General features: G+C 68.1%; 13 protein-coding genes. 7 read left to right on the forward strand and 6 right to left on the reverse strand.

Features of this window, described 5'->3' with window-relative positions:
- Positions 1-27: 27 nt before the first annotated feature.
- Positions 28-1,152 (forward strand): M24 family metallopeptidase, encoded by a 1,125-nt coding sequence (locus K0O64_RS14085; protein ID WP_220046435.1) that lies wholly within the window; start codon positions 28-30, stop codon positions 1,150-1,152.
- Here the strand turns inward: K0O64_RS14085 and K0O64_RS14090 are convergent.
- The gene (locus tag K0O64_RS14090) at positions 1,149-1,559 is read right to left on the reverse strand and encodes a F420-dependent biliverdin reductase (protein ID WP_071944940.1); all 411 of its coding nucleotides are present in this window, start codon (positions 1,557-1,559) and stop codon (positions 1,149-1,151) included. The two genes, K0O64_RS14085 and K0O64_RS14090, sit on opposite strands and share 4 nt — an antisense overlap.
- Before the next feature lie 35 nt (positions 1,560-1,594).
- Here K0O64_RS14090 and K0O64_RS14095 point away from each other — a divergent pair, with 35 nt between their 5' ends.
- Genes K0O64_RS14095 through K0O64_RS14110 form a run of 4 tightly spaced genes read left to right on the forward strand, consistent with a single transcriptional unit; the run spans position 1,595 to position 5,038 of the window.
- Complete coding sequence (locus K0O64_RS14095) at positions 1,595-2,344, forward strand: SDR family NAD(P)-dependent oxidoreductase (protein ID WP_220046436.1); 750 nt, start codon at positions 1,595-1,597, stop codon at positions 2,342-2,344.
- Entirely contained in the window at positions 2,341-3,543 is a 1,203-nt protein-coding gene (gene cbiE, locus K0O64_RS14100) for a precorrin-6y C5,15-methyltransferase (decarboxylating) subunit CbiE (protein WP_220046437.1), read from the forward strand. The genes K0O64_RS14095 and cbiE overlap by 4 nt, the downstream gene beginning before the upstream one ends.
- The gene (gene cobM, locus K0O64_RS14105) at positions 3,540-4,295 is read left to right on the forward strand and encodes a precorrin-4 C(11)-methyltransferase (RefSeq protein WP_071949857.1); all 756 of its coding nucleotides are present in this window, start codon (positions 3,540-3,542) and stop codon (positions 4,293-4,295) included. Before cbiE ends, cobM begins: the two co-directional genes overlap by 4 nt.
- Positions 4,295-5,038, forward strand: coding sequence for a cobalt-precorrin-6A reductase (locus tag K0O64_RS14110; RefSeq protein WP_071944937.1), 744 nt, complete (start codon positions 4,295-4,297; stop codon positions 5,036-5,038). Before cobM ends, K0O64_RS14110 begins: the two co-directional genes overlap by 1 nt.
- Here K0O64_RS14110 and K0O64_RS14115 read toward each other — a convergent pair.
- The 4 genes from K0O64_RS14115 to K0O64_RS14130 form a co-directional block, all read right to left on the reverse strand.
- Positions 5,014-6,357, reverse strand: coding sequence for an HNH endonuclease signature motif containing protein (locus K0O64_RS14115; RefSeq protein ID WP_220046438.1), 1,344 nt, complete (start codon positions 6,355-6,357; stop codon positions 5,014-5,016). The two genes, K0O64_RS14110 and K0O64_RS14115, sit on opposite strands and share 25 nt — an antisense overlap.
- Before the next feature lie 118 nt (positions 6,358-6,475).
- Positions 6,476-7,930, reverse strand: coding sequence for a precorrin-2 C(20)-methyltransferase (locus K0O64_RS14120; RefSeq protein ID WP_220046439.1), 1,455 nt, complete (start codon positions 7,928-7,930; stop codon positions 6,476-6,478).
- Positions 7,927-8,553 (reverse strand): precorrin-8X methylmutase, encoded by a 627-nt coding sequence (locus tag K0O64_RS14125; protein WP_071944931.1) that lies wholly within the window; start codon positions 8,551-8,553, stop codon positions 7,927-7,929. Before K0O64_RS14125 ends, K0O64_RS14120 begins: the two co-directional genes overlap by 4 nt.
- A gap of 9 nt (positions 8,554-8,562) precedes the next feature.
- Positions 8,563-9,462, reverse strand: a complete 900-nt coding sequence (locus K0O64_RS14130) for a DMT family transporter (RefSeq protein WP_096311434.1) — start codon at positions 9,460-9,462, stop codon at positions 8,563-8,565.
- Positions 9,463-9,525: 63 nt separating this feature from the next.
- Here K0O64_RS14130 and K0O64_RS14135 point away from each other — a divergent pair, with 63 nt between their 5' ends.
- Positions 9,526-10,134, forward strand: a complete 609-nt coding sequence (locus tag K0O64_RS14135) for a CGNR zinc finger domain-containing protein (protein WP_164520072.1) — start codon at positions 9,526-9,528, stop codon at positions 10,132-10,134.
- On the opposite strand, the gene cobG is transcribed toward K0O64_RS14135, so the two are convergent.
- Positions 10,089-11,207 carry a precorrin-3B synthase gene (cobG, locus tag K0O64_RS14140; RefSeq protein WP_096311436.1) on the reverse strand — a complete coding sequence of 373 codons (1,119 nt, stop codon included), beginning with the start codon at positions 11,205-11,207 and terminating at the stop codon, positions 10,089-10,091. The genes K0O64_RS14135 and cobG overlap by 46 nt on opposite strands.
- A gap of 30 nt (positions 11,208-11,237) precedes the next feature.
- Between cobG and K0O64_RS14145 the strand changes: the two genes are divergently transcribed.
- The gene (locus K0O64_RS14145) at positions 11,238-12,698 is read left to right on the forward strand and encodes a flavin-containing monooxygenase (protein WP_096312860.1); all 1,461 of its coding nucleotides are present in this window, start codon (positions 11,238-11,240) and stop codon (positions 12,696-12,698) included.
- Positions 12,699-12,718 lie beyond the last annotated feature (20 nt).

The raw sequence follows: 12,718 nt of genomic DNA on the forward strand, positions 1-12,718 counted from the left end.
CGTATGCCTGCCGCTAGCGTGGCTGGCATGAGCGCCGCCAGCCGATTCAGCAGTGACGTGTATGCCCGCCGGCTCTCCGCCGCCGCAGCGGCGGCCTCCGACGCCGGGGTGGCCGGATTGGTGATCACCCCGGGATACGACCTGCGCTACCTCGTCGGCTCCGCGGCGCAGACCTTCGAGCGGCTGACCGCGTTGGTGATTCCGGCAACCGGCGCGCCGACCGTGGTGGTGCCGCGGTTGGAACTGGCATCGCTGAAGGACTCCGCCATCGTCGAACTCGGCCTGAACGTCCAGGATTGGGTGGACGGTGACGATCCGTACGATCTGGTGGCAGTTGCGCTCGGCGGTCATGCGCGCATCGCGGTGACCGATTCGATGCCGGCGCTGCATCTGCTGCCGCTGGCCGAACGCCTCGGCGCGGTTCCGGTGCTCGCCACCGATGTGCTGCGATCGTTGCGGATGATCAAGGACCCGGCCGAGATCGACGCGCTGCGCAAGGCCGGTGCCGCGATCGACCGAGTGCATGCCCGGGTGCCGGAGTTTCTGGTGCCGGGCCGCACCGAAGCCGACGTGGCCGGCGACATCGCCAAAGCCATTGTCGCCGAGGGCCATTCAGAGGTGGCATTCATCATCGTCGGGTCCGGTCCGCACGGCGCCGACCCGCATCACGAACAGTCCGATCGGGTTCTGCAGGCCGGGGACATCGTCGTCGTCGACATCGGCGGCCCGTATGCGCCCGGGTACAACTCCGACTGCACCCGCACCTACAGCCTCGGCGAACCGAGCGCCGAGATCGCCGAGCAGTATGCGGTGTTGCAGCGCGCGCAGGCCGCCGCTGTCGAATTCGTGCGACCCGGTGTGACGGCCGAGCAGGTCGACGCCGCCGCCCGCGACGTGCTGGCCGAAGCCGGGCTGGCCGAGTACTTCGTCCACCGCACCGGGCACGGGATCGGGCTGTCGGTCCACGAGGAGCCCTACATCGTGGCGGGCAACGACTTGCCGCTGGCCGAGGGCATGGCGTTCTCGGTGGAGCCGGGCATCTACTTCCCGGGCCGCTGGGGCGCCCGCATCGAGGACATCGTGATCGTCACCGCTGACGGGGCGGAGCCGATCAACGCCGGCCCGCACGGGTTGACGGTGGTGCCGGTTTAGCTCTTGTGGTCGAGCAGGCCGGAGGAGCCGAGCACGCGGGTGATGTGCACCTCGATGACGACGCGCTTCGGGTTGACGCGTGGTGTGCGGTAGCGCTGGGCGTAGCGGAGTTCGGCGTCGCGGACCGCGGCCGGATCGCGGTTGACGCTGGCCTGGCCCTCCAACGACAGCCACCGGGCGCCGTCGACCTGGGACAGCACCCCCACGCCGGATCGCTCGGCGTTGATCGCCTTCTGTGAGCCGTCGCTGGTGATCACCCGGGCGATATGGGTCTTGGGATCGAAGGTGAAGCCGACCGCCACCACGTGCGGTGAGTTGTCGGCGCGCAGTGTCGTGAGCATCGCGAGGTGGCGTTCGGTGAGGAATGCCAGCGCATCGCTGGTCAGTCGGGTCGTTGAGTTCGCCATCGGGGTCCACGCTACTGCAGTGGATAATCGCAGCCGTGGATGACACGGGGGCCGGTCCGGTCGTGATTCTCGGCGGCCGCAGCGAGATCGGCGTCGAACTGGCTCAGCGGTTGGCGCCGGGAGTGACCGTGGTGCTGGCGGCGCGGCGCGCGGATCAGCTCGACGAGCAGGTCAGCGCGGTGCGGATGGCTGGAGCGACGGCGGTGCACACCGTCGAGTTCGACGCCGACGAAATGGGGTTGCATGGCCCGCTGGTCCAGCGGCTGGTGGCCGAGCACGGTCCGATCGGCACGGCAGTATTGGCCTTCGGGATCCTGGGCGATCAGACCCGCGCCGAAGCCTACGCCGCGCACGCCATTGCGGTGGTGCAGACCGACTACGTCGCACAGATCAGCCTCCTGACCCACCTGTCTTCTGCGATGCGCGCGGCCGACCGGGGAGCGCTCGTGGTGTTCTCCTCGATCGCCGGAGTGCGGGCGCGCCGCGCGAACTATGTTTACGGCTCGGCCAAAGCCGGCCTGGACGCCTTTGCGTCGGGACTGGCCGATGCACTGCACGGGACCGGGGTGCGGCTGTTGCTCGTGCGGCCGGGGTTCGTGATCGGCCGGATGACCGAGGGCATGGATCCCGCGCCGCTGTCGAGTACACCGGCGAAGGTGGCCGACGCGGCGGCCCGCGCGTTGCGCAAGGGGCGCAGCGAGGTGTGGGTGCCCGCGCCACTTCGGTTGTTGGCGTTCGCATTCCGGATGACGCCCAGGTCTGTGTGGCGGAGGTTGCCGCGATGATCACTGTGGTGGGGATCGGCGCCGACGGCATGGCAGGGCTGGCGCCGGCGTCCAGCGCCGAATTACGCCGGGCGGCAGTCATTTACGGCGCTCAGCGGCAGCTCGATCTGCTCGACGAGTCGGTCACCGCCGAGCGCCGGGAATGGGGTAAGCCGTTTCTGGGTGGACTGCAGGCAGTACGCGACTTCGACGGTGACGTGCACGTGGTGGCCAGTGGCGACCCGATGTTGCACGGGGTCGGATCCTCGCTGATTCGCCTGTGCGGCGCCGACCGGGTGCGGGTGATGCCGCATGTGTCGAGTGTGACGCTGGCGTGCGCTCGGCTCGGCTGGTCGGTGCAGGACACCGAGGTGATCAGTTTGATGACCGCACAGCCGCGGGCGGCGGTGCGCCGCGGTGGTCAGGCGGTGGTGTTGTCCAGCGGCGCACCTGACGTGCGAGCCGTGGCCATCGAGCTGCACAACCACGGCCGCGGCGATTCTGAGCTCATTGTCCTTGAGCAACTCGGCGGCGCGGCTGAACGCCGCCACGACGGCACCGCAACGAAATGGGCTGACGATCCGCCGTCTGACATAGACGACCTCCACGTGATCGCGATCCGCTATCTCCCCGAGGACCCGGTATGGCTGCTGCCCGACACCGCGTTCACCAACGACGGGCAGATCACCAAACAACCCATTCGCTTGGCGACCCTGGCGGCACTCGCGCCCAAACCAGGTGAGCGACTATGGGATGTCGGTGCCGGATCGGGCAGCATCTCGGTCGAGTGGTGCCGCGCGTGGCCCGACTGCACCGCCGTCGCGTTCGAGCGCGATGAGCATCGCCGTATGTTCGTTGGACTCAATGCGGTCTCGCATGTCGTCGATATCGAGGTGCACGGCGAAGCGCCCGAAGCATTTGGCGACACCCGGCTAAGTGACGGCGGCGTCGACGGGGTGGCCCGCCCGTCAGCCATCTTCATCGGCGGCGGCCTCACCAGCCCTGGTCTGCTGGAGGCCTGTTGGGAACACCTACCGGTCGGTGGAAGGCTCGTCGCCAACGCGGTCACCCTCGAATCCGAAGCGCTTCTTGTCCAATGGTATTCACGGCTCGGTGGTGAGCTGCGGAAATTCCAGCACTACGAGGCCGAGCCCCTGGGCGGCTTCGCCAGCTGGCGCCCTGCACGGCCCATCACCCAGTGGGTGGTGACCAAGCAGTGACCGTCTACTTCATCGGCGCCGGCCCGGGTGCGGCCGATCTGATCACCGTGCGCGGCCAGCGACTGCTGCAACAGTGCCCGGTCTGCCTGTATGCCGGCTCGATCATGCCCGACGATCTGTTGGCGCTGTGTCCCGCCGATGCCAGGGTCGTCGACACCGGCCCGCTGACACTCGAGCAGATCATCGCCGAGCTCGTCGCTGCCGATGCCGCCGGCCTGGACGTGGCGCGGTTGCACTCCGGTGATCCCGCGATCTACAGCGCGCTGGCCGAGCAGTGCCGGCACCTCGACGCACTCGGCATCGCCTACGACATCGTGCCCGGCGTCCCGGCATTCGCGGCTGCCGCCGCGGCGCTCGGCCGAGAGCTGACTGTGCCCGGGGTGGCGCAGACCGTCACGCTGAGCCGGGTGTCCACTCTGTCGACTGCGATGCCCGAGGGTGAAGACCTGATCACGCTCAGTAAGCCGGGATCGACGCTGGTGTTGCACCTGGCCGCGCACCGAATCGACGCGATTGTGCCGCAGCTCCGCGACGGTGGCTACCGCGCCGATACGCCCGTCGCGGTGGTGGCCTTCGCGAGCTGGCCACGGGAAGTGGTGCTGCGTGGCACGCTGGGCGACATCGCCGAGAAGATGCACGACGCCGGCATCACCAAGACCGCGGTGATCATCGTCGGTGATGTGCTTGCCGCCGAAGGGTTTACCGACAGTTACCTGTACTCGTCGGGCCGCACCCGCGGCAGCCAGCACTGATGCGCATCCTGCTGCTCGGCGGCACGGGGGAGGCGCGGGCGCTGGCGGCACGGTTGCACCCGGGCCAGGAGATCGTCAGTTCGCTCGCCGGCCGGGTGCCCGATCCTGCGCTGCCGGTCGGTCCGGTCCGCATCGGCGGCTTCGGCGGAGTGGACGGCCTGCGACAGTGGCTGCGCGACAACGACATCGATGCCGTCGTTGACGCCACCCACCCGTTCGCCGCCACCATGACTGCACACGCCGCGCAGGTGTGCGTTGAACTCGATCTACCGCACCTGGTACTGTCCCGCCCCGCCTGGGACGCTACCGATGCGGTGCGGGTGGCCTCCGACATCGAGGCCGCTGAGTTCGTCTCGGCGCAAGGCTTTTCACGAGTGTTCCTTACCACCGGCCGCTCCGGGGTCAAGCCGTTCACCGACAGCGACGCGTGGTTCCTGATAAGGGTCGTGACGCCGCCCGATGCGGAGGTGCTGCCGCGCAATCACGAGGTGCTGCTGTCCCGCGGGCCGTACGGCTATGACGATGAGTACACACTGTTGCGGGACAACAAGATCGACGTGCTGGTGACCAAGAACAGCGGGGGAGCGCTGACCGAGGCCAAGCTGCAAGCCGCGCATGACCTGGGCGTGACGGTGGTGATGATCGACCGGCCGCCACTGCCCGCGCGGGTGACCGCGGTGGGCAGCGTCGACGAGGCCGTCGCCTGGGTGGCACGCCTTCAGCAGAGCAGCTCCTCCGGGTGATGGAAGTAGTTCACCCGGGATTGCCCGCGATCGAGGTGCGGTGGTGGTATCCATTCGGTTCTGTTGTCCCGTCGACGTTTTCGTGTGGTCCAGCCGGCGGGCCCGGTGTTGACCATGCGGTTATCGCAGCCGCAGGCCAAGGTGAGTTCGTTGATGTCGGTGTTGCCGCCGTCGGCGAAGTCGCGGACGGCATGGTGGACTTGGGTGTGGTAAGCGGGTGCGGTGCAGTCGGGTTTCGCGCAGCCCCTGTCAATGGCGTAGAGCGCGAGCCGTTGTCCGGGAGAGGCGGTACGCCGGGTGCGCCCGTAGTAGAGCTTGATCTCTCGCGGTGACTCGAACACCGTCAAATAGGGGTGCGCACGGGCAGCCATCCGGATGACCGTCGGCATGGGCAGGTAGGTGCCACCACCGGTATGCGCCAGCCCGGCGGCAGACGTCAGCTGCTCGAGCGTGGTGGTAACGACGATGGTGACAGGCAACCCGTTGTGCTGACCGAGCTGACCCGACGAGAGCATCGCCAAACACACCGTCTTGAGTGCATCGTGGGTGCGTTGGGCGGCCGAGCGCATGTCTCTGGTGATCTGTTGTTCGCTCGGTGTGCCGTCCACGCAGGGTGTTTCATCGTCGGGGTTGCAGTAACCCGGCCCGGCGAGCTTCGCATTGGCGGCATCCAGAGCCGCCCGCAATTCCGGATCCGCCCAGCCGGAGATCCTGCTCATCCCGTCGACTTGCTGTGGCCCGACGGTGATCCCGCGTTTGCGGGCCTGGTCGCGTTCGTCGTCGAGGCTGCCGTCCTGGTTGATCATGGCCATCAGCTGATGAGCGAGTTTGCGCAGTGCTTCCGGAGTGAGCCCGCCAGCCAGGCCGCCCAGCTGAGCTTCGGCATGCTCGCGCGTTGCCCCGTCGACCGCTGCGGGGAGATGGTCCATGAAGGACCGGATCACGGCTACGTGGTCGGCGCCGATTTCTCCACGAGCTTGCGCGGCGGCAGTCGCAGGCAGGGCCGGTGAAAGCGGTTCTCCGATAAGGGATTGCCGCGGTCCCAGCTCGGCAGCGTCAGTCAGTCGGCGGGTGGCGTCGGTGCTGCTGATGCCGAGCCGGTGGGTGAGTACAGTTCGCCAGGATTTGGCGCCCACGGCGATGGGAGTGGTTTGGGATTGCAGCTGTGTCAGGACCGTGTGTTCGACCGCGGGCAGCAGCCGGCGCAGCCGCTCGACTCGTTCGAGCGCGAGCAACAGCTCGGGTGCTGCCATGTCGACCGCCGGCAACGCCGCCACCTTGTCCCAGGCGGTCAGTACGTCGTCCAGCGCGTCCAACATGTATCGAACATTAGTTCGATACCCCGACAGAATCGCCCCACTTGTGGCCAGTGTGACCACAGAGCCCAAAGAAAATTTTGAGGCTTGAAAAGCCCTGTGCGAGCGAGCGAGTCGGGCGTCAGCTCGGGTAGCGCCGGAGCGTGAACACCGTGTCGCCGTACCACTGGGTCTGCGATGACCCGACGATCAGCAGGCAGCGCATGTCCACGTCGGCCGGGTCCAGATCACCCAGGCGCACGACCGTCACCGACTCGTGCGGACCGGATACGTCCCGGCCGATCACCACCGGCGTGCCCGGCTCGCGGTGCTCGAGCAGCAGCTCGCGCATCGCGGCGACCTGCCAGGTGCGGCTCTTCGACGCCGGGTTGTAGATCGCCAGCACCAGATCCGCCTCGGCGGCGGCCGAGAGCCGCGACGCGATGATGTCCCACGGCTTGAGCCGATCCGACAGCGAGATCACCGCATAGTCGTGACCCAGCGGCGCGCCGACCCGGCTGGCGACGGCTTGGGCGGCCGTCATCGCCGGGATCACCCGCACCGGCACGTTCGGCCACTGCTTGGCTTCCTCGAGCACCGCGGTGGCCATCGCGAACACACCGGGATCGCCCGAGGAGACCACCGCGACCGCATGTCCCTGCTCGGCCAGCTCACAGGCCAGCCGCGCGCGGGCGGGTTCGTCGGTGTTGTCACTGGGATGACGACGCTGCCCGGGCCGTGTCGGCACCCGGTCCAGATACGGGCCATAGCCGATCAGGTCGGTGGCGGCGGCCAGCTCGGTGCGACTCTGCGGAGTCATCCAGTCCACGTCGCCCGGGCCCAGGCCCACCACCGTCACGCCGCCGGTGACGGGCTTCGCGCGCTCGCCACCCGGCAGGATCGCCAGGGAGAAGTACGGCACGGTCTCGTCGTCGACCTCGCCGGCCGGCAGCACCCGCTGTGCGTCGGTGCTCGCCCGCTCGACGTAGAACGCCTCGTCCAGGCGGCCTGCCATCGAAAGCGCCTCGCGCACATGCGGATACGTGCGGCCCAGCTTCATCACCACCGCGGCGTCAGCGTCGGCGAGGCGGCGGGCCAACTCGCGTACCGGCATGGTGCCGGGCAGCACTGAGAGCACCTCGTCACCGGTCACCAACGGAGTGGAGATGGCTGCCGAGGCGGCGCTCACCGACGTCACGCCCGGGATGATCACTGCGCTGAACCGCTCGGTCAGCCTGGTGTGCATATGCATGTATGAGCTGTAGAACAGTGGATCACCCTCGGCGAGCAGCGCGACATCACGCCCGGCGTCCAGGTGAGCGGCGATCCGCTCGGCGGCCTCGCGGTAGAAGTCCTCCATCGCGCCGGCATAGCCGCCGGGATGTTCGGTGGTCTCGGTGGTGACCGGGTAGACGAGGTGCTCCTCGATCTGGCCGTCGCGCAGATACGGCTCGGCGATGCGCCGCGCGATGCTGCGTCCGTGCCGAGCGCTGTGATAGGCGACGACGTCGGCCGCGCCGATGATGCGGGCGGCCTTGACCGTCACCAGCTCCGGATCACCCGGGCCCAGGCCGACGCCGTACAACACACCCGTCATTCCCGCTCACTCGCAATCGCATTCACGGCGGCCGCTGCCATCGCGCTGCCGCCCCGGCGTCCCGTCACCACGAGGTACTCCATGCCCCGGGGCCGGTCGATCAGTTCCTGCTTGGACTGCGCCGAGCCGACGAACCCCACTGGTCCGCCCAGTACCGACACCGGGCCGGGCACGCCGTCGTCGATGAGTTCCAGCAGCCGGAACAGGGCAGTGGGGGCGTTGCCGATCGCGACGACAGCCCCGGCCAGCCGGTCGGCCCACAGCTCAACCCCGGCGGCCGACCGGGTGTTCCCGGTCCGTTGAGCCAGCTCGGGCGCCCGTGGATCGGCCACCAGCGACACGACTTCATTGCCTGCGGGCAGTCGGGCGGCGGTGATCCCGGCCGCGACCATCGACGAGTCGCACAGGATCGGCGCCCCGGCCACCAGGGCGGCATGCGTTGCGGCGACCACACCGGGCGTGAAGGCCACGTGCTCGGCCACGTCCACCTGCCCGCAGGTGTGGATCAGCCGGACGACCACACGCGCGACATCTTCGGGAAACGGCGTCAGATCGGCTTCGGCGCGAATCGTCGCAAACGACTGCCGATAGATCTCGGCGGCGTCGCGAATGTAGTCGAGCACGCGATCACACTACGGCCCGCTTTCACGGTGACGGTGTGCGACCACCGCGTATGCCGCGACGATCACCAGCGCACACCCAACCAGCTGCAGACCTGTCGGGCGTTCGCCGAGGATCACCATGCCGCCGATCAGTGCCCCGACCGGGGTGAGCAGCAGCAGCACCGAACTGGTTTCGCTGCCGACCTTCGGCGAGAGCTTGGCCACCAATAGCCAGCCCACCAGCTGTCCGGTCAGCGTGACGAGGATCAGCCAGCCGATCGTCGGCCGCGACGGCGTGGTGTCCAGCCCACCCCACCATTGCCCTGCGGCAGCGGCGGTCGCGGCCGCGGTCACCAGCACCACCGCGTAGGTCTGGACCGGAAGCCCCTCCTTGCCGCCCCGGCGCAGGAGGAACAAGAACCCCGAGTAGCAGAGCGCCGCGGCGATCGCGTGCACCGTTCCGCGGCCGGCGTCTCCGTGGCCGGCATGACCGACCAGCCCACCGGTCAGCACCACACCGGTCAGCATGACCGGCAGTGCCATGAGGAATCGCCGCTCGATCCTTTCACGGTCCACCATCCAGGCCAGTAGCGGCACGAGCAGTACCTGGGTGTTGACGAGAACCGTTGACAATCCGGCACCAATTTCACGGATCGCTTCCGTCCACCACAGCATGTCACCGGCGAACAGCGCTCCACAGCATGTGTCCGATAGAATTCCCGACCGAGAAAGCGCTCCGGCGCAACGTCTTTCGCGGATCGCGAGTGCGCCGATCACGGGCAGCGCCAGCAGGCATCTGCCTGTGCTCGCGGTTGCCGCGGTGGTGTCGGCGAGGTCAAGGAAGACGGCGGACGACGCAACGCACAGCGCTCCGACCGCCAATCCGATGCGGGGATCCACGATCTGAATGTGGGTTGTCGGCAGCGGCATGTCAGTTGCGTACCCAGACCTACCTAATAGGTAAAGAGGTCAAAACCCATTAGCATGTTTGGCATGGAGGGAGAGCTCGAATTGCGCGGGGGCCACATCGCTGTGGACTTCGTCAACACCGTCGCGTGGCGCGGTGATTCATCACGCGTTGTCGACCACCTGCAGAGCTATCGAGATCTGGTGGGCTGGGCGATACACGCCGGTGTCGTCGACCCGGCCGAAGCACGGCATTTGCTCACGCAGTGCGCCGAGAGTTCCGCTGCCGCCAGTCGGGCGCTCCGCGACGCCAAGCGGATTCGCGAGGCGTTGCACTCGGTCTGGACCGTCGGCGCGACAGCAGCCGAGTGTGACGTCATCAGCGACGCGTTCGCCCGGACGGCACGTCGACGGCACCTGCGCGAGTGTGGTGGTGCGGTGATGTGGACGGAACGTGAGCTCACCCTGCACACGCCGATCGATCGCATCGTCGTGGCGGCGGTGGACCTGTGGCAGTCGGTCACGCCCGAAGCCATCAAGGCGTGCGGTGACGCCGCCTGCGGCTGGTTGTTCCTCGACACGAGCCGGCGCGGAAACCGCCGTTGGTGCAGCACCGCCGACTGTGGCAATCGCGCGCGAGTTCGGCGCCACTACGAGCGTTCCCGGAACCCCTCCGGTGTCGCGACGAACACCTGACCTGCTGGAGGGCTGCCGCACGCCCGTTCGCAGCCCACGTAGTGAACGTGGCCGCTGGGCAGCCGCGCATCTTCCTCCGTAGCGATTCGGGTGGCCTCGGCGCGCACGTCGGCTAGCGACTTCTCACACCCTGGGCTGCCCACGCAGGCGCTGATGTCCAGCCACGGTGAGTTCTCGTCGAACACCAACCCCATCGGGGCCAGCACCCGTAGCGCGGTATCGGCGACGCCCTCGTCAAGGTCGCATACCAGCAGTGAGCGCCACGGCGTGATGACCACCGGCGCGTCGACGGCCGCGACGAACTCGGCCTGCCGGGCCTGCAGCACACCGAGGGGGATGGCCGCCCCCAGCGCCACCCGCCCGTCGTCCTGCGTGATCCAACCGACCGGCGGGCGCAGCACCGGCGGATACTCCGCTGCCGGGACGGCGCTCACCGCGAAACCCGTCAGCAACGGCGAAAGATCGTCCAATTCGGCTATCCGCCAGGCCTTTCCGCGAATATCGACGAAGCGGCGTGCAATCGTGATCAGTGTCGGCACCACATCGTCGCCGCCTAGCCGGATGCCGGTGTCACGGCCGGCCAGCAGCAGGGCCACCCCGTCGGCGTGCACGTGCACACCGGCGTCGGCGCCCAGCCCGGAGATGTCGCCGCGACCGTCGTCGATCCCGAACAGGAACCTGCCGGGCAGCCGCTGCAACTCCGGATCGGCCCGGATGGCGGCGTCCAACTCGCTGACCCAGGGCCGTACATCGGCCAGTCCAGCGACCCGGCCGGACAGCGGTGAGGCGACGATGTTGCGCACCCGTTCGTGGGTGGGTGACGGCAGCAGGCCCGCGGCGGCCGCGGCCTCGGCGACGGCCGCCGCGTCCCGCACCCCACGCAGCTGCAGATTGCCCCGCACCGTGAGTTCCAGCGTGCCGTTGCCGAACTCGGTGGCCGTGTGCGCCAGCACTTCCAGTTGGCCGGCCGCGATCATTCCGCCGGGCAACCGCAACCGGGCAAGCGCGCCGTCGGCCGCCTGGTGCACCTGCAGGGCACCGGGGCAGGCGTCGTCGTCGCGCAAACGCTTCACCCGTCCACCGTACGGGCGTATGTTCGGGCCATGGCGACGGCTGCCACACCGCGGGTGGGAATCATCGGCGCGGGCATGTCCGGCCTGTGTATGGCCATGAAGCTTCAAGATGCCGGCATCGACTCGTTCGTCGTCTACGAGCAGGCCGCCGATGTCGGTGGAACCTGGCGGGACAACACCTATCCCGGACTGCACTGCGACATCCCATCGCCGTTTTACAGCTACTCGTTCTTTCCGAACTCCGAGTGGTCGCGGATGCTGCCGCCGGGCGGCGAGATTCAGCAGTATCTACGCCGGGTCGCCGACGAACGCGGCCTCCGCCGTCACATTCGTTTCGGCACCGAGGTGACCGCCGCCCGGTACTGCGACGGTCGATGGCGCGTGAGCACCGACTCCGGGGAGGACGAATACGACGTACTCGTCACCGCGACGGGATTCCTGCGGGTGCCGCGCGTGGCCGAGATTCCGGGCCGGGAGAGCTTCGCGGGACCGGCTTTTCACTCCGCCCGATGGGATCATTCGGTTGACCTGCGGGACAAGCGGATCGGCCTGATCGGAACCGGCTCCACCGGAGTCCAGATCGTCGCCGAGCTCGGCGGAAAAGTCACGCAGCTCAAGGTCTTTCAGCGAACAGCGCAGTGGGTGCTGCCGTTCCCGAATCTGCGTTTCACCCGGCTGCGTCGCGAGACGATCCGCAGATTTCCCGCGCTCGCTCGACCGGGATACGCATTCTGGTCACGGCTCATCTCCACGATCTACGGCCGCGCACCGATTCAGCCCGGTCCCGCGCGAACCTACTTCCACACCATGTGCCGGCTCAATCTGCGGCTCTCGGTGCGGGACCGAACCCTGCGGCGCAAGCTGACCCCGGACTATCAGGCCATGTGCAAGCGCCTGATCATCTCCGGGCACTACTACCGGTCGATCCAGAAGCCGGGCGTCGAGGTGGTCAGCGATGCGATCGACCACATCGAGCCGCGGGGCGTCGTGACAACAGACGGCACGCTGCATGAGGTCGATGTCCTGGTGTTCGCGACGGGGTTCGACGCCCGCGCCTACGTGCGGCCGATGTCGATCGTCGGCGAGAACGGCACGACCCTCGATGAGGTGTGGGCCGACGGGCCGCATGCCTACCGATCGATCGCGGTACCCGGCTTCCCGAATCTGTTCATGCTGATGGGTCCGCACTCGCCGATCGCGAACCAATCGCTGGTACCGGTCGCCGAGGATCAGGCCGACTACGCGATGTGGTGGATCGAGCAGATCCGCGCGGGACGGGTGGCCAGCGCCGCGCCCACCGAGGGGGCCACGAAGACCTACAACGAGGACATCAAAGCTGCTCTGCCCCAAACGATCTGGGCCAGCGGATGCAACAGCTGGTACATCGGCAAAGACGGCCTGCCCGAGGTCTTCCCCTGGCACCCGGGCAGGCACCGGGAACTGCTGCGCGGACCGGTGGTCGCCGACTTCGAGGTCCGAACCGGTCACTGATGGGCGGGACCAGGCAAGCG

Origin of the sequence: Mycolicibacterium pallens (assembly GCF_019456675.1) — a bacterium.
Taxonomy (GTDB): domain Bacteria; phylum Actinomycetota; class Actinomycetes; order Mycobacteriales; family Mycobacteriaceae; genus Mycobacterium; species Mycobacterium crocinum.

Bases quoted from the DNA above. Each gene is read 5' to 3' on its own strand.
- K0O64_RS14135 (WP_164520072.1), top strand. From the start codon at position 9,526: ATGGAGGGAGAGCTCGAATTGCGCGGGGGCCACATCGCTGTGGACTTC.
- K0O64_RS14145 (WP_096312860.1), top strand. From the start codon at position 11,238: ATGGCGACGGCTGCCACACCGCGGGTGGGAATCATCGGCGCGGGCATG.
- K0O64_RS14120 (WP_220046439.1), bottom strand. From the start codon at position 7,930: ATGACGGGTGTGTTGTACGGCGTCGGCCTGGGCCCGGGTGATCCGGAG.
- cbiE (WP_220046437.1), top strand. From the start codon at position 2,341: ATGATCACTGTGGTGGGGATCGGCGCCGACGGCATGGCAGGGCTGGCG.
- K0O64_RS14130 (WP_096311434.1), bottom strand. From the start codon at position 9,462: ATGCCGCTGCCGACAACCCACATTCAGATCGTGGATCCCCGCATCGGA.
- K0O64_RS14115 (WP_220046438.1), bottom strand. From the start codon at position 6,357: ATGTTGGACGCGCTGGACGACGTACTGACCGCCTGGGACAAGGTGGCG.
- K0O64_RS14110 (WP_071944937.1), top strand. From the start codon at position 4,295: ATGCGCATCCTGCTGCTCGGCGGCACGGGGGAGGCGCGGGCGCTGGCG.
- K0O64_RS14090 (WP_071944940.1), bottom strand. From the start codon at position 1,559: ATGGCGAACTCAACGACCCGACTGACCAGCGATGCGCTGGCATTCCTC.
- K0O64_RS14085 (WP_220046435.1), top strand. From the start codon at position 28: ATGAGCGCCGCCAGCCGATTCAGCAGTGACGTGTATGCCCGCCGGCTC.